Origin of the sequence: Corynebacterium camporealensis (assembly GCF_000980815.1) — a bacterium.
Lineage (GTDB): Bacteria > Actinomycetota > Actinomycetes > Mycobacteriales > Mycobacteriaceae > Corynebacterium > Corynebacterium camporealense.
Genome location: NZ_CP011311.1, coordinates 451,574 through 472,371, shown reverse-complemented (window position 1 = coordinate 472,371; position 20,798 = coordinate 451,574). Strand labels below are relative to the sequence as shown.

21 protein-coding genes are annotated in these 20,798 nt (G+C 62.2%); 11 read left to right on the top strand and 10 right to left on the bottom strand.

The genetic code is table 11. The annotated features are described in order from the left end of the window. The first annotated feature begins 2 nt into the window (after positions 1 to 2). The 3 genes from UL81_RS02355 to UL81_RS02345 are packed head-to-tail and all read left to right on the top strand — an operon-like array spanning position 3 to position 2,466. The gene (locus UL81_RS02355; protein ID WP_035106687.1) at positions 3 to 287 is read left to right on the top strand and encodes a hypothetical protein; all 285 of its coding nucleotides are present in this window, start codon (positions 3 to 5) and stop codon (positions 285 to 287) included. Beyond that, on the top strand, positions 284 to 1,186 hold the full coding sequence (locus UL81_RS02350) for a C40 family peptidase (RefSeq protein WP_035106685.1): 903 nt from the start codon (positions 284 to 286) through the stop codon (positions 1,184 to 1,186). The genes UL81_RS02355 and UL81_RS02350 overlap by 4 nt, the downstream gene beginning before the upstream one ends. An 11-nt stretch (positions 1,187 to 1,197) precedes the next feature. Further along, positions 1,198 to 2,466: a hypothetical protein gene (locus tag UL81_RS02345; protein WP_035106684.1), complete on the top strand. Its 1,269-nt coding sequence runs from the start codon at positions 1,198 to 1,200 to the stop codon at positions 2,464 to 2,466. Here the strand turns inward: UL81_RS02345 and UL81_RS02340 are convergent. Continuing rightward, a complete protein-coding gene (locus tag UL81_RS02340; RefSeq protein WP_035106683.1) occupies positions 2,463 to 3,146 on the bottom strand; it encodes a type 1 glutamine amidotransferase domain-containing protein in 684 nt (227 codons plus the stop codon). The two genes, UL81_RS02345 and UL81_RS02340, sit on opposite strands and share 4 nt — an antisense overlap. Positions 3,147 to 3,155: 9 nt before the next feature. Further along, positions 3,156 to 4,052 carry an amidohydrolase family protein gene (locus UL81_RS02335; protein ID WP_179944107.1) on the bottom strand — a complete coding sequence of 299 codons (897 nt, stop codon included), beginning with the start codon at positions 4,050 to 4,052 and terminating at the stop codon, positions 3,156 to 3,158. Positions 4,053 to 4,091: 39 nt separating this feature from the next. Here UL81_RS02335 and UL81_RS02330 point away from each other — a divergent pair, with 39 nt between their 5' ends. Next, positions 4,092 to 5,354: a D-alanyl-D-alanine carboxypeptidase family protein gene (locus tag UL81_RS02330; RefSeq protein ID WP_046453214.1), complete on the top strand. Its 1,263-nt coding sequence runs from the start codon at positions 4,092 to 4,094 to the stop codon at positions 5,352 to 5,354. Here UL81_RS02330 and UL81_RS11445 read toward each other — a convergent pair. From UL81_RS11445 to UL81_RS02295, 7 genes are all read right to left on the bottom strand, one after another. Further along, positions 5,278 to 6,153, bottom strand: coding sequence for an RDD family protein (locus tag UL81_RS11445; RefSeq protein WP_082099148.1), 876 nt, complete (start codon positions 6,151 to 6,153; stop codon positions 5,278 to 5,280). The two genes, UL81_RS02330 and UL81_RS11445, sit on opposite strands and share 77 nt — an antisense overlap. 46 nt (positions 6,154 to 6,199) lie before the next feature. Next, positions 6,200 to 7,279, bottom strand: coding sequence for a YhjD/YihY/BrkB family envelope integrity protein (locus UL81_RS02320; protein WP_035106677.1), 1,080 nt, complete (start codon positions 7,277 to 7,279; stop codon positions 6,200 to 6,202). A gap of 82 nt (positions 7,280 to 7,361) precedes the next feature. Continuing rightward, positions 7,362 to 8,381: a tryptophan--tRNA ligase gene (gene trpS, locus UL81_RS02315; RefSeq protein WP_035106676.1), complete on the bottom strand. Its 1,020-nt coding sequence runs from the start codon at positions 8,379 to 8,381 to the stop codon at positions 7,362 to 7,364. A 102-nt stretch (positions 8,382 to 8,483) separates the two neighbouring features. Next, the gene (locus UL81_RS02310; RefSeq protein ID WP_035106675.1) at positions 8,484 to 8,675 is read right to left on the bottom strand and encodes a hypothetical protein; all 192 of its coding nucleotides are present in this window, start codon (positions 8,673 to 8,675) and stop codon (positions 8,484 to 8,486) included. 42 nt (positions 8,676 to 8,717) lie between these two features. Next, positions 8,718 to 9,581 (bottom strand): trimeric intracellular cation channel family protein, encoded by an 864-nt coding sequence (locus tag UL81_RS02305; RefSeq protein ID WP_046453213.1) that lies wholly within the window; start codon positions 9,579 to 9,581, stop codon positions 8,718 to 8,720. Further along, positions 9,582 to 10,481 (bottom strand): exodeoxyribonuclease III, encoded by a 900-nt coding sequence (locus tag UL81_RS02300; RefSeq protein ID WP_035107016.1) that lies wholly within the window; start codon positions 10,479 to 10,481, stop codon positions 9,582 to 9,584. A gap of 28 nt (positions 10,482 to 10,509) precedes the next feature. Beyond that, positions 10,510 to 11,643: an MFS transporter gene (locus tag UL81_RS02295; protein WP_035106674.1), complete on the bottom strand. Its 1,134-nt coding sequence runs from the start codon at positions 11,641 to 11,643 to the stop codon at positions 10,510 to 10,512. 249 nt (positions 11,644 to 11,892) lie between these two features. Here UL81_RS02295 and UL81_RS02290 point away from each other — a divergent pair, with 249 nt between their 5' ends. The 7 genes from UL81_RS02290 to UL81_RS02260 all read left to right on the top strand — a co-directional run bounded on the left by UL81_RS02290 (position 11,893) and on the right by UL81_RS02260 (position 19,583). Further along, positions 11,893 to 12,933 carry an iron-siderophore ABC transporter substrate-binding protein gene (locus UL81_RS02290; protein ID WP_046453212.1) on the top strand — a complete coding sequence of 347 codons (1,041 nt, stop codon included), beginning with the start codon at positions 11,893 to 11,895 and terminating at the stop codon, positions 12,931 to 12,933. Between the two features lie 69 nt (positions 12,934 to 13,002). After that, positions 13,003 to 13,923, top strand: a complete 921-nt coding sequence (locus tag UL81_RS02285) for a FecCD family ABC transporter permease (RefSeq protein ID WP_081961584.1) — start codon at positions 13,003 to 13,005, stop codon at positions 13,921 to 13,923. Beyond that, positions 13,920 to 14,933, top strand: a complete 1,014-nt coding sequence (locus UL81_RS02280; protein WP_035106672.1) for a FecCD family ABC transporter permease — start codon at positions 13,920 to 13,922, stop codon at positions 14,931 to 14,933. Before UL81_RS02285 ends, UL81_RS02280 begins: the two co-directional genes overlap by 4 nt. Before the next feature lie 10 nt (positions 14,934 to 14,943). After that, the gene (locus UL81_RS02275; RefSeq protein ID WP_035106671.1) at positions 14,944 to 15,756 is read left to right on the top strand and encodes an ABC transporter ATP-binding protein; all 813 of its coding nucleotides are present in this window, start codon (positions 14,944 to 14,946) and stop codon (positions 15,754 to 15,756) included. Then, positions 15,753 to 16,619: a siderophore-interacting protein gene (locus UL81_RS02270; RefSeq protein WP_035106669.1), complete on the top strand. Its 867-nt coding sequence runs from the start codon at positions 15,753 to 15,755 to the stop codon at positions 16,617 to 16,619. The genes UL81_RS02275 and UL81_RS02270 overlap by 4 nt, the downstream gene beginning before the upstream one ends. A 50-nt stretch (positions 16,620 to 16,669) precedes the next feature. After that, on the top strand, positions 16,670 to 18,883 hold the full coding sequence (locus UL81_RS02265; protein WP_046453211.1) for an NADP-dependent isocitrate dehydrogenase: 2,214 nt from the start codon (positions 16,670 to 16,672) through the stop codon (positions 18,881 to 18,883). Between the two features lie 79 nt (positions 18,884 to 18,962). Continuing rightward, positions 18,963 to 19,583 carry an MBL fold metallo-hydrolase gene (locus UL81_RS02260; protein WP_035106667.1) on the top strand — a complete coding sequence of 207 codons (621 nt, stop codon included), beginning with the start codon at positions 18,963 to 18,965 and terminating at the stop codon, positions 19,581 to 19,583. A 68-nt stretch (positions 19,584 to 19,651) separates the two neighbouring features. On the opposite strand, the gene UL81_RS02255 is transcribed toward UL81_RS02260, so the two are convergent. Continuing rightward, positions 19,652 to 20,746 carry an HNH endonuclease signature motif containing protein gene (locus UL81_RS02255; protein WP_144407158.1) on the bottom strand — a complete coding sequence of 365 codons (1,095 nt, stop codon included), beginning with the start codon at positions 20,744 to 20,746 and terminating at the stop codon, positions 19,652 to 19,654. Positions 20,747 to 20,798 lie beyond the last annotated feature (52 nt).

Below are 20,798 nucleotides of genomic sequence, written 5' to 3'. Positions count from 1 at the left end.
GTATGACTACTTTTGCTTTTGATTTTGACCACGTCCGCCAACTCGCCAACGATCTGCACACCGGTGCGCAAGGCACGACTCCTGCCCTGCCCGCACTGCCTGACGATGCCACCATCGGCCACTTCACCCAAGCCCTTGGCACCGCAGTCCGCAACGTCCAAGACCGCACCACCTCACTGCGGGCAGACGCTGCGGCCGCGGCAGACTTCAGCTTCCGCATGCTTGACGATGCCACCCGCATCGAAACCGACCTCACCTCCGCCTTCGATCAGGCGGTGCGCGCATGATTGCCACCGCCGTCAAAGAAATCTCCAACCTGGCACCGGCGACTATTCCAGACGTCGACTTACCGAATGTTCCGGATGTCGCCGCCGCCGAACCACTCGCCCGCATCGCCCACGGCAATCCCGAGCCGATGCTCAATTCCGCCAGCCAGCTACAACTCGATGGCGATGCCATTCGCTCCGCGGTCGCGCGTGCCAAGCAGCTGTGTCAGGCTGCCATCCAGGACCTCATCGGGATTGGGTTGAACCTCATCAAACGCGGCATTCCCGTCGCTATTGGTCTGCTAGTTCCGAATCCCGGCGTTCAGGCTGCGGCGCGTGCCCGCCTGGAAATGCTCGCCGCCCAGCACCTGGCCCAGGGCATGGCGCGCATCAAAGACCTTGCCGGTGAACTCGCAGGCCTGGCCACCGAACTGCTGCCTATTGGTCAGCGCGAGATTGCCCCGACCATTGCCAATTCCGGTGCGGGTTCTGCTCCCCCGTCGATTGAACCGCCGACATCTACTTCGTCGGCCTCCGACGTCGTGGAACCTGCTGACACGGAGTCCGAGGGCGGATCCGCGCAAGGCCAAGCCGCCGTCGATGCTGCCCTGTCGCAGGTGGGCACGCCCTATGTCTGGGGAGGAACTGGCAACGGTGGCTTTGACTGTTCCGGGCTGACCCAATGGGCCTGGGGGCAGGCTGGGGTGGATTTGCCGCGGACGGCGGACCAGCAGGCCATCGGAAAGCAAGTAAGCGCCGAGGAGCTGCAACCGGGTGACTTGGTGGTCTGGGATGGGCACGTCGCGATGTATAAAGGCGGCGGCGAAATCGTCGAGGCCGGCGACCCCGTGCAGACGAATCCGCTTCGAACGTCAAATATGGGGATGGCCTTTCAGGGGTTCTGGAGGCCGACCGGGTAAACTGTGCTGCCATGAACGCACGCGCAATTGTTCCTGTTCAGATTTCGTTGACCGAGGGCGACTTCTACACCCTCTGGGCGCCTAAGTGGCGCCAAAATGGCACGGAGTGGCAAGCCTTTTTAGGCGATGACGAATCCGTACTGGCCTTCGAAACCCCAGCACAACTGCTGTGCTTTATCGAATCTGGCACCAAGCACGACCTGCTCGACCACCCGGATTGGGACAAGTGGAATGCTCGCGATGCCCACCGCGTCGAGCCGAAGGACCGCGACGTCTACGACCTCATCGGTCTGCCGGAGGCCCTAACCGGTCGCCCGAGCCACGAGAACGTCTCGACGGTTGCCCGTAACTTCGAAATCGCCGAATCGCTCGCCGCGGTCACCGGCGCGGAGCACACCACCATCTTCTTCGCCTCGCACTCCATTTTGGGCAACACCGCCCGCGGTGCGGATCACTACACCGGGGATCAGGGCATGAGCGAGTGGTCCGGTGTGGGCCGCGTCGTGGTGCAAAATTGGGCGAAGGTCATCGAGGAACTCGACAAGCACGTGCGCGTGGTTGCCGCCGATGAGTTCGACTCCGAGAAGGTCAAGGACGCCGAGGGCCGTATCGCCACTGCTGCCGCCGCTGCCGCCGAGGCCCGCGAGCGCGCCGCCGAAGAGCGCAAGGCCCGCGATGAAGCCGCCGAAGAGCGCAAGGCCCGCGATGAAGCCGCCGATCCTTATGACAAGTCCGTGTGGGCTGCCGCGGGTATTGACCCGATCAAGATCACCATCGATATGAAGTCGGTCTACACCCTGCGCACCTACATCGACGGCTCCCCGGTCTTTTTGGGCAAGTGGGGTGAGATGTTCACCTTCCCGACCGGCAAGCACCTGGTGCGCTGGATTCGCGACAATGACGACCACGACCTAGCACGCCTGTCGACGTGGGAAGAGATCGTCACCGCTGCGAATGCCGGCGAGCTAGAAGTGACCGTCCACCCGGATAACCTGTATTCCTTTAACGGTCTGGTGCGCGATATCGAAAAGGGCCCCGAGCACGTCGATTCCGACCAGATGAACCGCTGCTACGAAGTCTGTGCCGACGCCGCCGACTGGGCTGGCGATGACTCGATTAACTCCTACATGCTGTCCAAGCCGCGCTTCCAGGACTACTTGGGCTACATGCTCGGCTCCACCGAGCACGCAGGCTACGTGCCGTCCAAGCCCTACAACGAGCACGCTGAGTCCTGGAAGGGACTCGAGGAGATGCTGGTTAAGCGCTTCTCCAAGTTCTAAGAGCGGAGGTCGCGCATCATCTTCTGCGCGAGCGGCTCCGACGACGCCGGATTCTGACCGGTATACAGGTTGCGGTCCACCACCACATTCGGTTGCAGTGGGTCCGCAGCCTCATACTTTGCGCCCAACTCGCGCAGGCGGGATTCGAGCGTCCACTTAGCGACGTCCACCGAATCGCCTTCTTCAGTATCACTAAATCCGGTCATCTCCCAGCCCTTAAACGGCCAGTTATCGCCCTCGGCCGTCGCCAGAAGTGCGGCGGGTGCGTGGCAGACCAGACCCAGCGGGCGACCATTGTCGAGGAATGCGCGGATGATGCGTGCGCTCTCCGCGTCGGAGGACAGGTCCTCCATCGGGCCGTGTCCGCCCGGGTAGAACACCGCGTCATAATCATCCGGATTGACCTCGGCCAGGTCCAGCGGATCCTCCAAGGCCACACCGATTTCGGCGAGGTAATTCTCCTGCGCCATCTGCACCTGTTCTGGAAGCACGTCCAGGCTCATTTCGTCGACGACCGGGGCCTTGCCACCCGGGGTCGCGAAGGTGATATCCCAGCCGGCGGTGCTAAACACGCGGTGCGGCGCGATGAGTTCTTCGGCCCAGAAGCCGGTTTCGCGCTCGGTGCCATCGGCAAGTGTCCACTTGTCAGCGGCAGTAACTACGAAAAGTATGGAAGTCATGGTTCTCCTTTAGCTGTCGCTTTCGTTCTCATCTGCGTCGACGTTTTCGTCGACGCCGCCATCAAATTCTGCGGACAATTCTTCGTACGCAGGCAAGATGGTTTCTTCCAGCAGCTTCTGGCGTTCTTCTTCGCTGGCGAATGAGTTCTCGATGGCCTTGACGGTCAGGTCGAAGAACTCTTCGAGGCCGTAGCCGAAGGTTTCGGTGAGTGCACGCAGCACTGCGCTTGCCGATGCCCCCTTGCCCGCCGGCGCAACCGCACAGGTAAAGCCGAGCTGCTGCAGCAGCGGAAGCGGATGGTCGGGCAGGTTCTCATCGGCAGTTAGCGCGAAGCAGACGGCGATGTGGCGATCGCGGACCCAGGCAGAAGCGTTGCCGGGGTGGATGCCGTCGAGGTCGGCGCTGAAGTCATCGATAAGCTGTGTTGCCTGGCGCAGACGAATCGCACCGTTTTGAACAGCCTTGACCACGTCTTCGAACTCGGCGCATTCGACATCGACGCTGAAAGGCACGAAGTTCTGGCGCAGCTGCTCGGCAACCTGCGGCTCGACCTCACCCTGGAGGTAGGAACCAACGACGACGTCGCCCTGGCGGGCCATCGCAAAGGTGCCCGGCAGCAGCAGGCGCGCGTTGAGCTCAGACTCGGCAACAGTGGAAATGGCTGCTTCGGTGGCAGCGTCCGTCCCGAAGGAGTAGTCCTGCGGATCGAAGTCGATTTCGGCGTAGACGACGTTATCGTCGATAAGCGTGTGCAGGTAGTCACCCAATTCGGCGCTGAGTTCCGCCGGGGACTCGGGCTGCCCGGTCGGCTGGAAACGCAGGTCGAGGACTACTTTGGGCAGGTTGGCGACAATCTCAGAAGCCGCATCTTTGTTTTCGGGACTAATTAAGGGCGCGTCATGCATGCAGTCCATCGTAGGCACGGGCCTAAGATGTGTCATGTCATGAAAAGAATTATCAGCGTGCTCGCAGCCGGTGCACTTCTACTCGGCCCCGCCACAGCCGGCGCACAGGAAATTGAACCCGCGGACGACGAAGCCGTGGAGGAGACTCCGACGCGTACTGAGGCACCGGATACCGACACCTGCCCCTGGCGCCTGCAACCGCAAGAGCCAGTGACGACTTCGGAGCGTCTTGCCCCAGGGCAACAGGCCCCTGCCCCGCTGCCGCCGGTAGAAAGCGATGAGTCTTGCGGCATCACCGCACCGGAGGGCTTCGAAGTCGACGAGGACGTGTTGGCTGCAGCCTGGATGATTTCTGATCTGGATACCGGCGAAATCATCGCCATGAAAGACCCCAACGGGCGTTACCGTCCGGCCTCCACGATTAAGGCATTGCTGGCGATGGTCGTCCTACGCGAGGTACCACTGGATAAGAAGGTGACTGTCTCCGAAGAATCAGCCGCGATTGATGGCTCCGCGGTCGGCATTGGCGCAGGTGGCGAGTACACCATCGAAGAACTTCTGGCCGGTCTGCTCATGGCCTCCGGAAACGATGCCGCCCACGCCCTGGCCCAGGAAGTCGGCGGCGACGAAGCCGCGCTGAGCAAAGTCAACGCCCTAGCCCAGGAACTCGGCGCGACCTCTACATACGCCGCGAGCTACTCCGGCCTCGACGCCCCAGGCATGCAGACCTCCGCACGCGATATGTCGGTTATCTACCGCGCCGCCTTCGCCGAGCCGGAGTTCGCCCGCTTAGTCGCAACCGATCACCGCGACTTCCCTGGTTACGGCGACGTCCCCGGCTACGAGCTGTGGAACGACAACGGGCTCTTCCTCAACGACCCCGACGGCATCGGCGGCAAGACCGGCTACACGGATGATGCGCACCACACCTTCGTCGGCGCGCTCGACCGGGACGGACGCCGCCTGCAGGCCATCATCTTGAACACCACCGTCGACCACGGCCCTCGCGCCTGGCAGCAAGCCCAGATGCTGCTCCACGAAGCCTACCAAGTCCCCGCCGGACAAGGCGTAGGAACGCTCATCCCGGAACCGGAAGAAACCGAAGCACCAGAAACCACGGAGCCCGCCCCGGCGAGTACCACCCCACCGACCGTCATGGCGCAAAACCTCACCCAATCCCGCTGGTTGGGCTGGGGCGCAATCGGACTAGTCGGCGTGCTGATTGCTATCGCTGTGGCTTTCTTACTACCTGGGCGTTCGCGTCGCGGTCGTGCTTCCCGTGGCCGTCATGCTCGTCGATAGACAAGCTGTAACCAATCGCGGCGACAAAAGAGACTAGCTGGCCGATACCCGGCACCATCGACACCAGGCGCCACCAGTTGCGCTTCGCGGACTGCTGCAAGCTTAGTTTCTTACCGGTCGTGGCATCCTGCACGCGGTAGCCAGCCATAAGCTTGACCGGGCTGCCGCCAGCATAGGTTTCAAAACCGACCACATACGCAATCAGCACGAGCGTATAGACCACCCAAAAGCCCACGGTGTTGATGGTTTCGTTGATTCCTAGGCCCGCGGCAATAACGCCGGCTGACATGTTGAACAGGAAGTAATCGCCCACGGCCATCCAGTTACGCGTTCCACTCGGCACGCGCTGCGGCTGCGCGACGGCATCCATCTGCGCTTGCTGCGAGACCGCCGGCACCGGGCCCTGTGGGTGCGGTTTGAAAGGATTGTGCGCGTACGGCGACTCGTTCTTGGTCGGATCCTTTACTGCTGCATAAGGGCTGCTTTGCGATGCCCCCTGCATCCCCGCCGACGCCTGCATCTGCGGCCACTCCCCGTGACGACTAAGGTGCTCCAGATCAGACCAGCGGATGGACTTGCCGGAGTTTAAAGCGGCATCGTAAAGCTCGCGCGTTTGTGGGTAACGCAGCACCCGGGCTGCCATGCCCATCCCCTGCCGTTCTGGGGAATCCTCGGGCACACCGAGTGTAGCCTTGCGGGAGTCCTCCGCGGACAAAAGAATGTAGAGCCCATCGCAACTATCACTAGGACGCAGGTCGTAGTGCTGATACAAATTTGGGACGAAAGGCGATGTGCTCATATCAGCACATCATAAATGCCTTTCGCCCCTGATGCAGCAAGTGCGTTTACTTACGACGCAACAACGCAATCGCGCCGGTAGCCACCGCGCCAATCGCAGCGCCGACACCGATGCTCAAGCCGGTAGAAGGCTGCTCCTTGATTTCGTTGCGCACGCGGATAACCGCTGGTTCCGGAACGTTCGGCTTGACCAGTTCCATGGACTCTTCGGTCGTTGCGGTCCACGCGGACAGGTAGAGCACCACGCGCCAGATCAGGTACATCACGACCATCAGGACGATGACCGGGCCGAAGACCGCACCGGCCGGGCTGCCGGTAGCCGAGGACAGAATCACGGTGGACAGCTGCTTGAGGACCTCCATCGCAATCGCACCGAGGACTGCGCCCTTGAAGCCGGACTTCTTCGGGACCTTGGTGCGCGGCAGGACGACCAGCAGCCACCAGAAGACCAGGAAGTTGGCCAGCAGACCCAGCAGCAGGCCTACGCCGAAGATGACCCAACCCATGCCCGGGAAGGATTCGATGCCGACCCATTCGAAGATGCGCTGGGTCAGGCCCGAGGAACCGGCGGCGGTGATACCGAAGGCCAACAGCAGGGCGACCAGCAGACCAATCAGGCCCACCAGGTCAGAAAGCTTCTTACCGATGAAGCTGCCGCCTTCATTGGCGTCAATACCCCACATCGCAGAAATGCCGATGCGCAGGTTATTCATCCAGCCCAAACCGGACCACAGGGTGGTCAGACCGCCGATACCGTACATGGCACCGCGCTGGTCGATGGCGGTCTCCAACATCTGGCTTAGCTGCTCACCGAGCTCGCCATCCACGGAACTGGTGATCTGGTCCTGCAGCTGCTGGAAGAGGTCCGGGCGATTCGACAGGAAGGTCGCGATACCCGCGATGGTGATCATGAAGATCGGGAAGATTGCCAGCACCGAGTAATAGGTAATACCCGCGGAGAACTGGTTACCGCCTTCAGCGCCGTAGCGATCTTGCATGCGCATGAGGTGGTCGACGGTTTCGGAGCGATCGCGCACCTTGTCGACAGCGCCCGGGTCATCAGCGTTAACGCGCTCGATGCCGTAGTCGTCTGTCTTGTCTTCGTTTGTTTGCGTACTCGTGGCCACTAGGTTGTCCTTAAGCTTTTCAATTTCGGGGCAATCATTTCACGCTGCGGCGCGCGGGAAGTGCACGCCCAGGATACTCGCATTAACGCATACGTGGTAAGAAGCCGACGTTGTCGTAGACGCGGTCGAGCAGCGGCTCGGCAATCTCGCTGGCACGCTGTGCGCCCTTGGCCAGAATGCGCTCGAGTTCGCCGCGGTCATCCATGAGTTCGTCGTAACGCTGCTTCAGCGGCTCGGTAAATGCCTGCAGCGCATCGGCAGTATCGACCTTCAGGTGGCCATAGCCTTTGCCTGCATACTTATCGACGAGCTCATCTACCGACTCCCCCGTCAGCGCCGACTGAATAACCAGCAAGTTGGACACACCCGGCTGCTTCTCGCGGTCGAAGGCCACCTCACCGAGGTCATCGGTCACGGCGGACTTGATGCGCTTGGCAGAGGTCTTCGGCGGGTCGAGCAGATTGACGATGCCCTTCGGGTTCGCACCCGACTTCGACATCTTCGCGGTTGGCTCCTGCAGGTCGTAAATCTTCGCTGCACCTTCTGGAATGAAAGGCTCCGGCACGCGGAAGGTCTCGCCGTACTTGTTGTTGAAGCGCTCCGCCAGGTTGCGGGTGAGCTCCAGGTGCTGGCGCTGGTCCTCACCGACTGGCACGTAGTGCGGGGAGTACAGCAAGATGTCGGCGGCCATGAGCATCGGGTAAGTAAACAGACCAACGGTGGTGCGGTCGGTGCCCTGCTTGGCGGACTTGTCCTTAAACTGCGTCATGCGGGATGCCTCACCGAAGCCGGTCAGGCACTGCAGGACCCAGGTCAGCTCCGCGTGGGCTGGCACGTGCGACTGCACGAACAGAGTGGATTCGTCCGGGTCAATGCCCAGGGCGATAAGCTGTGCGGCACCGGCGACGGTGCGCTGACGCAACTCGGCCGGGTCCTGCTCCACGGTGATCGCGTGCAGGTCCGGGATGAAGTAAAAAGCATCGTAGGAATGCTGCAGATCAATCCACTGCTTCAAAGCTCCTAGGTAGTTACCCAGGTGGTAGGAATCCGCAGTGGGCTGAATACCGGACAGGACGCGGGAGGCAGTATTGCTTTCAGTCATAACCTCCTAGTCTACTGCCAGGTCCTTGCCATGGCAGAGTTAAACCCCCTGACCGCGCGCCAGTAGCGCAGCGGGAGGGGGTAAACCTTTGAAGGATATCGACTAGAGCTTGCGAGCAGTCGGGCTCTTGACATCGAGAGCCACTGCCAGAGCAGCCACCATGAAGGCGCCGCCGATGCCCTGCAGGGTAATCGGTGCCAGGAAGGCAAAGGATGGGCCTACCACGGTCCACCACCAGATACCGAGAGCCAGCAGCACGGCACCGAGAACGAAGTAAATAATTGCGCGGGTCATCGAATCTCCAGTCTTTTGCCAGAAGTTTTTAACGCCGTAAGTCTACCAATTCTTGGGACGCTTGTGAATAACGGGGGAAGCCTTCTTCCGCCTTTTCACCTTCCACTGCTGCTCCGGATCCAGGTGCGCAGAGCCCCGGGAGTGTTTGCCGGTCTTGCGCAGATAGTTCGAGTAGCGTGCGGCATCGAAACGCAAGGTGCGTCGGGCCGCACCTGCTTTACGACGCGCCGCCCGCGCCCCGTTGCGCACAATCCGCGCCGAGAGCCGCAGACGCGGGTCCACCGGTTGACCAGCACCCTGGTATTCGAAGACGGGCAGGCCCTTCTTGAAGTAAATCGAGGCCAAGCGCGCACCGAAGGCAACGAACAGCGTGGCGATCGCGGCCAGCTCCGGCGGCACGGTGAGCTGAATGAGCCCCATGTACAGCGCGGAGGCCAACACCGAAATCGAGGCGTAGAACTCACCGGAAAAGACCAGCGGGACGCGGTCGGAGAGCAGGTCACGCAGGATGCCGCCGAAGACACCCGAAATCACCGCTGCCACGATCGCGATGAGGTAGCCGTGCCCCATCGCCAAGGCGGCTTGCGTGCCGAGAATCGAAAAGACTGCCAGACCCAACGCATCCAGCACCAAAAACAGGTGCCGGAAGTAGTGCATCAGAAAAGAGGTGTAGACCGTAATGATTGCGGCCGCGAGCACCACCAGCAGGTAGACGGGATGCTCAACCCAGGTCAGCGGGTAGTTATCCAGCACGATATCGCGCACCGTGCCACCACCCAACGCGGTAATGGAGGCAATCATCACCACGCCAAACAGGTCGAGTTTCTGCCTACCTGCGGACAACGCCGCCGTCATCGACTCAGCAGTAATGCCGATGACGTAGAAAACCGTAAACAGCGGCGACATTTACTTGTACTCAACCAGCAGCGGCGAGTGGTCGGACCAGCGCTGCTCCACCGACGGTGCCTTTTCCACCCAGCTGCGCTCTGCGCGATCCAACATGTTCGCCGTGGCTGCCTGGTAGTCGATGCGCCAGCCTGCGTTGTTGTTAAACGCCTGACCACGGTAGGTCCACCAGGTGTACGGGCCGTCTTCGTCCGGTGCTAGACGACGCGCCACATCAAACCACTTTGGCTCCTCCGCCGGCTGCCAGTCGGTGCGGGTGTCGTAATCGATAACACCGAACCACTCGCCCAGGCGCTTCTTTTCCTGCGGCTGCTCGTCCGGGAACGTGCCAAAGACGTGGTCCATGAACGCACGCTCCTCCGGCAAGTGGCCGGACTTCTTCTCGTTGGATTTGTTGTTCTTCAAATCCTGCGCGCGGTGGCAGATATTCCAGTCGCCACCGATGACCATGTTCGGGTACTCCTCCGCTGCAGCCTCCAGCACCGGGGCGAACTCATCGAGGAAGCGGTACTTTTCATCCAACTTCGGCGAATCCGTATCGCCAGACGGCAGATAGAGCGAAGCCACGCGCACGCCGGCGGTGGTCGCAGCGATCCAGCGACCGGAGTCGAGGAAGGAGCCGAAGCCGATTTCGACATCGTCAAGCGGTGTGCGGGACAAAATGGCCACACCCGCACGCCCCTTGGCAGCAGCCTCAGCCTGAGCCAGGTGCCAGCCGTTCTCCAACGACGGCGCCAGCGCCTTTTCCGTCTCCTTCGGATTGGCGCGCACCTCCTGCAGCAGCACAATATCGGCGGCCGTGTCCTCCAGCCACGCATTCATTCCGGGGTTGTTTTCATTGCGCTGCTTGCAGGCAGCACGGATACCGTTGACGTTCACGCTAGCGATAGTTAAAGACATGCCCACCAGCATAACGAGGCGGCCCCGTTTAACCCTTCTTCGCGGCCAGCTGCGTGATCACCCACACAACAATCGCCGCAACCGCCAGGCCTGCACCCGCCAGCGCCGGCGAGGCATAACCCAGGCCCGCGCCCACGACGACACCGCCCAGTGCCGCGCCGAAAGCGTTAGCCATGTTCAACGCCGAGTGGTTCAGTGATGCGGCGAGCGTTTGGGCATCGCCAGCTACGTCCATCAGACGCACCTGCAGGCTAGGCACCAAAGTGGAGCCGAAGAAACCAATCAGGCCGAAGTTCAGCGTGCCCAGCCACGGGTTCTGGGAGGTGAAATAAAAGCACACCAGCACCACCACAATCATGCAGAGCGCAAACAGAATGCCCTTTTCCAGATTGCGGTCCGCCAGCTTGCCGCCGAAGAGGTTGCCGCCGACCATGCCCAGGCCATACGCCATGAGCACTAGCCACATCCACTGCTCGCCCATCCCGGCGCGCTCCGTCATAGTCCAGGTGATGTAGGTATAGACCGCAAACATGCCGCCGAATCCGACCGCGCCCATAATCAGCGTGAGCCATACCTGCGGGCGTGCAAATGCCCCGAGCTCCGTGCTTATCGATGTCGCCGGCATCCTCACCATGTGCGGCATCAGCACCCAGAGTGCGGTAAACGTCGCAAGGCCAATGCAGGCAACCAGCACGTACGCCGCATGCCAGCCCAGCGCCGAACCCAGGGCTTGTGCCGCGGGGACGCCTGCCACCGTGGCGACGGAGAGACCCATGCCGACCAGTGCCACAGCTTGGCCGCGCTTGCCCGCCGGGGCCATCGAGGCGCCCGCCAGGCCGGCGACGGAGAAATACGCACCGTGGGGCAGACCGGCGATGAAACGGGCCAGCATCAATACCGCGTAATTATCCGCCACGACGGACAACGCATTGCCGAGGGTGAATGCTGCCATGAGCAATAACAGCAGTCGGCGGCGCGGCATCTTGCCTGTCACGGCGGTAATCAGTGGTGCGCCAATGACCACGCCCATCGCGTAAGCCGAAATGACGTGGCTGGCCTGGTCTTCGGCGATTCCGAAGTCGGCGGCGATCATCGGCAGCAAGCCCATGGAGACAAACTCCGTGGTGCCGATAGCAAATCCGCCCATGGCTAGCGCAATCATCACTACTATGCGACGGCGGTTCGTAATCTCCGTCTGCAGCGGCTTCGGGCGTCGATGTAGCTGAGCTTCTTCAATAAATTTCACTCTCCGCAGGATACTCAGGCTCACCTGGGAGAAAAAAGCCAGCGGGAGCAACCCAACAGCGCGCTCGACCTTATGAGAACAATCACATGATTAGCCGGAGTAGGCAAGGCTATACTAACCTATTGCGAATACTGTAAGCCTTACCTAACTTCAAGGGGTGTTCTCATGCGCTCTCGTTCCATTCTCGCGGTGGTTGCCGCAACCTCTCTCGCCTTCGGTCTCGCGGCGTGCTCGTCCGACTCCGCTTCGTCCGACGGTGCCGCCGATAACACCGTTGCCGCCGATAGCGCGCAGTTCCCCGTGACGGTGGACCATGCTTTCGGCTCCACCACCATCGAGGAGGCCCCGGCGCGCGTGGCGACGGTCGGTTGGGGCAACCACGAGGTCCCGCTCGCTTTGGGCATCACCCCGGTCGGCATGTCCAAGGCCACCTGGGGCGATGACGACGACAATGGCATCATGCCGTGGGTCGAGGAGAAGCTCGACGGCGATAAGCCTGCGCTTTTCGATGAAACCGACGGCATCCCTTACGAAGAAATCGCCAACACCAACCCTGATGTCATCCTCGCCGCCTACTCGGGCATCACGCAGGAGGACTACGACACCTTGTCCAAGATTGCGCCCGTCGTGGCCTACCCGGACATCCCGTGGGGCACCTCGCTGGAGGACATGACTGCGCTCAACGCCAAGGCTTTGGGCAAGGAGGACGAGGGCCAAAAGCTTATCGATGACCTCGAGACCCAAACCTCCGACGCCCTCTCTGAAAATTCCGAACTGGAGGGCAAGAAGGTCCTGTTCACCGCCTTTGGTGGTGCGTCGGATGATTCCAAGATTGGTTTTTACACCAACGACGACCCGCGCATGAGCTTCCTTACCTCCCACGGCATGGAGGCGCCTGAGGTCGTATCCGACTACACCGAGAAGTCGGATGAGTTCTGGGTCGAGGTCTCCACCGAGGAGCCAGAGCTTTTCGATGACGTCGATCTCATCATCGGCTACTCCACCGGCAACGACGCCGACGATAAAAAGATGCTCGAGGACATGCAGTCCGATCCTCTGCTATCCAAGATCCCCGCCGTCGCCGAAGGCAACATCGTCTTCCTCCCCAACGGCCCGCTGGGTGCAGCCGCTAACCCGTCGCCGCTGTCGATTCCGTGGGGTATTGACGACTACTTCGCCGCGCTTGCCGACGGCCTGGAGAACTAACAATTGCGTAAAACCCTCATCGTGGGCGGACTGCTGGCCGCCACCGCCGTCGCGGTGGTGGCTTCGGTCATGTTTGGCGTGCGCAGCATCTCCGCCGCAGAAGCCCTCGCCGCGCTGACCGGGTCGACGGATACCGCCGGTGCGGCCGCCGCCTCCGTGCGCTTGCCCCGCACCGTGCTCGCGCTCGTCGTTGGCGCCGCGCTCGCCTGCTCCGGTGCCGCCTTTCAGGCCGTAACCCGCAATCCTCTTGCCGACCCCGGCGTCTTCGGCGTCCTTTCCGGCGCCTCGCTGGCCGTCGTCATCGGCATCGCCTTCTTCGGCCTGCACGCCACCGTCCCCACGATGCTGGTCGCCATCCTCGGGAGTTTTGCCGCCGCCTGCTTCGTCTACTTCATCGGCAGCCGCGGCGAAGGTGGCGCCAGCCCCCTCAAACTCGCCCTGGCCGGTGCCGCCACCGCCGCCGCAGCATCCTCCGCCGTCAGCGCCATCCTGCTGCCCCGCGCCGAAGTCATGGAGCAATTCCGTTTCTGGCAAATCGGCTCCGTCGGCGGCGCGCAGTGGCACAGCCTCGCCCTCGCCTCCCCGCTGCTTCTCCTCGGCGCCATCCTCCTGCTCACCTGCTCCCCAGGCCTTAACGCCCTTGCACTTGGCGATGACCTCGCCTCCTCCCTCGGCACCCACGTCGCCCGCACCCGCCTCCTGGCCACCACCGGCGCCGTTATCCTGTGCGGCGTCGCCACCGCCCTAGCCGGCCCCATCGCGTTCGTCGGCCTCGTCGTCCCGCACATCCTGCGCCTCCTGCTCGGCACCGACCACCGCTGGCTCCTGCCCGCCACCGCTCTTGGCGGCGCCTTCCTCCTGACCGCCGCCGACACGCTCGGCCGCGTACTGGTGCGCCCCGAGGAAGTCGCCGTCGGCGTCATGACTCCTTTCATCGGCGTCCCCGTTTTCATCTGGATTGTCCGACGAACGAAGGTGCGTGAACTATGAGCTTGTCTACCCAGCTTCGCCAGCAACGCCGCGCGCTCTACCGCAGCCACTACCTCCGCCTCGCGCTCCTTTTCACCGCCGTCGTGGCGCTGTGGTTTATCAGCCTCATGATCGGCGAGACCTTCTACAGCCCCGCGGACATCCTCGGCGCGCTGACCGGCCAGACCGTCTCCGGTGCATCCTTTACCGTCGGCGAGCTTCGCCTCCCGCGTGCCACCGTCGCCGTCGCCGCCGGCCTCGCCTTCGGCACCGCGGGCGTTATTTTCCAAACCCTGCTGCGCAATCAGCTAGCCTCGCCCGACATCATCGGCATCTCCGCCGGTGCAGCCGCAGCCGGTGTCACCGCCATCGTCTTTTTCCAACTCAGCCAAACAATGGTCTCCCTTATCGCCCTTCTCTTCTCCCTCCTTATCGCCGCCGCCATCTACCTGCTCTCGCTCAAATCCGGCTTCACCGGCACCCGCATGATTCTCATCGGCATCGGTTGCGCCGCCCTCCTGCAGGCCTGGACCACCTTCGTGCTATCCCAAGCCAACGCCTGGGACCTACCGACCGCCACCCGCTGGCTCACCGGCTCGCTGAACACCATGAGCTGGGAACGCGCCGCCCCGCTGCTCGTTGGCGTCGTCATCCTCCTGCCCCTACTGGTCTGTCTTGCCCATCAGCTCCGTCTGCTCCAGCTTGGCGATGCCCTCTCCTCCACCCTCGGCATCCCCCTTAACCTGGTGCGCATCACCGCCATCGGCGGCGCCGTCCTACTTATCGCCTTGGCCACCGCCACCTCCGGACCCATTGCGTTCGTGGCGTTTATGGCAGGGCCCATCGCCAGCAGATGCTTCCGCCCCGGCCCGTCCCTCATCCTGCCCGCAGCCCTCACCGGAGCGCTCATTGTGTTGGCTGCGGACCTCGTCGGTAACTGGGCGTTTGGCACCCACTACCCCGTTGGCGTGGTCACCGGCATTATCGGCGCACCCTTCCTTATCTATCTATTGACCCGTTCCACCCGTTAGGAGTAAGACCTTGGCACCACACTTAAGCGCGCAGAACCTCCGATTGGGCTATGGGGACCGGGTGGTCATCGATAAGCTCAGCATCGACATCACGCCCGGAAAAATCACCTCGATTGTCGGGGCAAACGGCTGCGGCAAATCCACCCTCCTGCGAGCACTCGCCCGTCTGCACACACCCCTCGACGGCGCCATCACCTTAGACGGCGCGCCTTTGGACAGCATCGGGGCGAAACCTCTGGCCCGGCAGCTGGGTCTACTGCCCCAGACACCGCTCGCACCGGACGGCATTAGCGTTGCCGACCTCGTGGGACGCGGACGCACCCCACACCAAGGCTTTTTCGGGCAATGGCGCGCAGAAGACTACGACATCGTCGCCGAATCGCTCGAAGCGACGGGGCTGGCGGACCTGGCGGAACGCCCCATCGATGAGCTGTCAGGCGGACAGCGCCAACGCGCCTGGATCGCCATGGCCCTGGCCCAGCGCACCGATATTTTGCTTCTCGATGAACCCACCACCTACCTCGACCTCAAACACCAACTCGACGTCCTCGACCTGCTCACCGACCTCAACCACCGGCGCGGCACCACCATCGTCATGGTCCTCCACGACCTCAACCTGGCTGCCCGCTACAGCGACGAGCTCATCGCACTTGCAGGCGGTCGCATCGCCGCCACCGGCACACCGCACCACGTGCTCAACGAAGCACTTGTCCGCGACGTCTTCGACATCGATTCGCACATCGTCGACGACCCCACCTCCGGTCTGCCCGCCGTAATGCCCATGGGCCGCCACCACCGTCGCCAACCCGAGGAGCAGAAGTGAGCTTTATCCCCTACCTCGCTACGGTCATCGATAGCCAGCGCATCTCCCCGAACTTCCAACGCGTCCGCCTCTCCGGTCTCGACAACATGGGTCCGGCCGTTCCGATTCGCGACCTGCGCATCAAACTCATTCTGCCCGGCCCACATGGCCTTATCGACCTGCCCGAAGACTGGTTTGGCACCTGGCGCGCGGCCGATCCCGCCACCCGTGGGGTCATGCGCACCTATTCTGTGCGCGCGCTTTCCGATGGCCTCCTCACCATCGACTTCGCCCTCCACCACGGGCCTGCCTCCCACTGGGCCACCCACACTCGTCCCGGCGACCAGATCCACGTCATCGCCCCCACGCTTAACGACGACTCCGGATCCGGCATCGAATTTAATCCCGGCAACGCGCATACCGCACACCTCTATGGCGATGACACTGCGCTTCCCGCCATCGCGCAGATACTCACTGAATGGCCCGCAGGCCTGCGCGGCACCGTGCATCTCGACCTGCCTGACCCCGCTGACCGCCAGGAGCTACTCCGCCCCGCAGGCGTCGACATCCACTGGCCGGACCGCACCGGCCCGGCGGGCACCGCGCTTATCGATGCACTCGCGACGCAACTGGGGCAGACCCCAACTGCGGCGGACACCACCGAGGATTCTGGCCCCGGTACGTTTTGGGAAACGCCGAACTACTCCTCCTTAGGGGAGGAATTGGACAGCCCGACCACCGCCGAGGGTGAGTATTGGTGGATTGCGGGGGAGGCGGGCATCGTTAAGCAGATGCGCCGAATGTTGGTCCGCGACGCTGGCATCCCGCGAGCGCAGGTGTCATTTATGGGGTATTGGAAACGCGGATTTGCTGAGGGAAGCTAGAAAAACCGGTAGCCTAGTAGGTTGAATCATTTTCTAGATTTAGGAGAACTATGTCGAAGATTATCTGGACTCGTACTGACGAAGCCCCACTGCTGGCCACCTACTCTTTCAAGCCGGTCGTGGAGGCTTTTGCTTCCACCGCAGGCATCGATGTCGAAACCAGCGACATCTCGGTTGCCGCACGTATCGCCGCTCAGTTCCCAGAGCGTCTGACCGCAGAGCAGAAGGTCGACGACCACCTCGCTGAGCTGGGCAAGCTGGCTAAGACTCCGGAAGCTAACATCATCAAGCTGCCGAACATCTCTGCATCCCTGGTGCAGCTGAAGAAGGCTATTGCCGAGCTGCAGGAAGCTGGCTACGACCTGCCGGATTACCCAGATAACCCGACCTCCGATGAGGAAAAGGACATCCAGGCTCGCTACGACGCCGTCAAGGGTTCTGCTGTGAACCCGGTTCTGCGTGAGGGCAACTCCGACCGTCGTGCACCGGAAGCGGTCAAGAACTTCGTGAAGAAGAACCCGCACACCATGGGCGAGTGGTCTTCTGATTCCAAGACCAACGTCGCCACCATGGCTGACAACGACTTCCGCCACAACGAGAAGTCCGTCATCATTCCGGAAGAAGACACCCTGAGCATCAAGCTGGTCACCGCCGATGGCGAGCAGACCCTGCTCGAGGAGCTGCCGGTTTTGAAGGACGAAGTTGTCGACGGCACCTTCATGTCCGCTAAGGCCCTGGATTCCTTCCTGCGTGATGCTGTTGCTCGCGCTAAGGAAGAAGGCGTGCTCTTCTCCGCTCACCTGAAGGCCACCATGATGAAGGTCTCCGACCCAATTCTCTTCGGCCACGTGGTGCGCGCTTACTTCGCTGACGTCTACGACAAGTACGGCGACGAGCTGCTCGAGGCTGGCCTGAACGGCGAGAACGGCCTGGGCGCAATTTACGACGGCCTGTCTTCCCTGTCCAATGGCGACGAGATCAAGGCTGCCTTCGACAAGGCTCTGGAAGAGGGCCCGGACCTGGCTATGGTTAATTCCCACAAGGGCATTACCAACTTGCACGTGCCTTCCGATGTCATCATCGACGCCTCCATGCCAGCCATGATCCGTACTTCTGGCCACATGTGGAACAAGAACGACGAGGAGCAGGACACCCTCGCCGTCATTCCGGATTCCTCCTACGCAGGCGTCTACCAGGCGGTTATCGAGGACTGCAAGGCCAACGGCGCCTACGACCCAACCACCATGGGTACCGTGCCGAACGTTGGTCTGATGGCACAGAAGGCTGAGGAGTACGGCTCCCACAACAAGACCTTCAAGATTCCGGCTGCAGGCACCGTTGAGGTCCGCAACTCCGCTGGCGAGGTTCTCATCTCCCACGAGGTTGAGGCTGGCGATATCTGGCGCGCATGCCAGACCAAGGACGCCCCGATCCAGGACTGGGTCAAGCTGGCGGTTACCCGTTCCCGCATTTCCGGCATGCCTGCTATTTTCTGGCTGGACCCGGAGCGCGCACACGACCGCAACCTGACCGAGCTGGTTAAGAAGTACCTCAAGGACCACGACACCGAGGGTCTGGACATCACCATTGCTTCCCCGGTTGAGGCAACCAAGACCTCCGTCGAGCGCATCCGCCGCGGCGAGGACACCATCTCCGTGACCGGTAACGTGCTGCGTGACTACAACACCGACCTGTTCCCGATTCTGGAGCTGGGCACTTCTGCAAAGATGCTGTCTGTTGTTCCGCTGATGGCAGGCGGCGGCCTGTTCGAGACCGGTGCGGGCGGTTCTGCTCCGAAGCACGTTCAGCAGGTGCAGGAAGAAAACCACCTGCGTTGGGACTCCCTGGGTGAGTTCCTGGCGCTGGCTGAGTCCTTCCGCCACGAGAACCAGTCCAACGGCAACGAGAAGGCCGGCGTGCTGGCTGCTGCTCTGGACCGTGCTACCGAGCGCCTGCTGGGCGAGGGCAAGTCCCCGTCCCGTAAGGTCGGCGAGATCGACAACCGTGGTTCCCACTTCTACCTCACCACCTTCTGGGCTGAGGAGCTGGCAAACCAGACCGACGATGCTGAGCTGGCTGAGCAGTTCAAGGAGATCTCCGCCGCTCTGAACGAGAACGCCGATGAGATTGCACAGGCACTTATCGACGTCCAGGGCTCCCCAGCCGACTTGGGCGGCTACTACTGGCCAAACGAGGAGAAGACTTCCTCGGTGATGCGCCCGGTCGCTAAGTACAACGAGATCCTGGAGAAGCTGCAGAAGTAATCTTGTAACTTCTCACTTCTGGCCCCGACCTTTGTGGTCGGGGCCATCTTGGTTTTCGAACTTGGTTAGGGTGGCGAGTATGGAGCTTATTAAGTTTGGACATTCGACCATCGCGATGCAGGCCCCAGAGGGCCGCATCCTCATCGACCCGGGCAGCGCCACCGACAGCGCGTGCTTGCAAGATGCCGATGCCGTCTTGCTCACCCACATCCACCCTGACCACTTTGACGTCGACGCCGTGAAGGCTAGCGGACTGCCGGTCTGGGGACCGCAGGACGTCGCCGACAAGCTTGGCGAGACGAAGGGTGACTGCACCGTCGTGGAAAGCGGCGACGAGTTTGAGGTGCTGGGCCTGCGCATTCGCGCCGTGGGCGGGCGCCACCACCCCATTCACCCGGAGGTGCCCCGTCCGGTGAATCTTGGCTATTTGGCCGAGGGCGTGCTGCACCCGGGCGATGAGTTCATCACCGAGCTGCCGGGTGAGGTGCGCACACTGTTGCTGCCGATTGCCGGTCCGTGGGCACGCAGCACCGAAGCTGCCGACTACGCCCGTGAGCTGTCGCCGGAGATGGTCGTACCGATTCACGATGCCGTCCTATCGGAGTTCGGGCAGAACTTCACCGACAACGTGCTGGGCAACAAGCTGGCGCTGCCGGGCTACTTCCGCCCGGAGCTGGGCCAGCCTTTCGAGGCCAAGTAAACAAAACTACCTGTAGGCACGCTGAAGGGGCGCGCGAGGCGCCTCAACTGCGTGCTTGGGGTGTCGATTTAACCGTCCGGCGGGTCCGTTGACTGGTTCCGCGAGACGTAGTCGTGCGGAACGGGTACGGGTGGGTCGCCGGTGGAGGAACGGCCGACGAAGATGGGGCGGCCGCCGCGGGGTGGTATCCAGGCGACTCGGCCGTTGATGCGGGTCATGCGGCCGCGGACCTGGGGGATGTCGACGTCGTCTTCGTTGGCACCGTTATGGTGCGGACACAGCGGGATGAGGTTGGAGATATTCGTCTCCCCTCCCCCGTCCCAGGATTTCAAGTGGTGGAACTGACACTGGGAGGCGGGTACGCGGCAGCCGGGCCAGGCGCAGTGCGGGAATTCGGCCATGAGCATCGCGCGTTGCTTTTCGTTGGCGAAGCGCTGGAAACGATAGAGGTCGACGGGGCCGTCCTCGCGGCCGATGAGCGTGACCAAGCCCTGGTCGAGGAAGGCGCGCTCGATGAGTTCGGTGCCGGTCATGGTGGCGCCGTTGGTCAGCTCCGCGCGGATGTCGGTGTTGTCGCCGCGCAGGAGGCGGCAGTAATCGGCAAGTCCGAGCACGGCCATGACAGACGGGGTGGTGCGGGCGGTGGGGTTGTCGCCGAAGTAGCTTTGGATGAAGCTCTCGGCGGGTTTCTGCTGGTCGATTTGCTGGAAGATATCGGTGAGATCGGCGGAGTTGCCGGTAACGCGGAAGGTGGCCAGGCCGTTGTCGTGCTGAGTGATATTCGCCTTCTCGGTGGGTTCGCGCTTGGGCCTGAGTTCGCGGAGGCGGCGGCGCGCGAGGGAGGCGCGGTTGGCATCGTCAGCTGTGCAGAGTTCGATGCGCAGGTTCCAGGCGTCGAGCTGGTTCTTGATGCGTCCGACGAAGCGTTCAATCTCGCGCAGCACGGTCAGCGCGAGACCGCGGGCGCGGGCCATGCGCACGGCGGTGTCCTGCTTGCGGGTGTATTTGGTGGGGCCGAAGTAGATGAAATAGAAGTCGAGGAGTTCGGCGGCATCGGCAGGCGTGCTGCCCATGGTGGTGAGGTCGTCGGCAGACATGCCTTCGCACTCGGCGACGAGGTCGATGCCTCGGCCGAGTTCTGCGAAGTAAGTCTGTAAGCACATGACTCACACGCTAAGAAACCGCGCAAGTACCGACAAGAGAAAATCTTCGAAA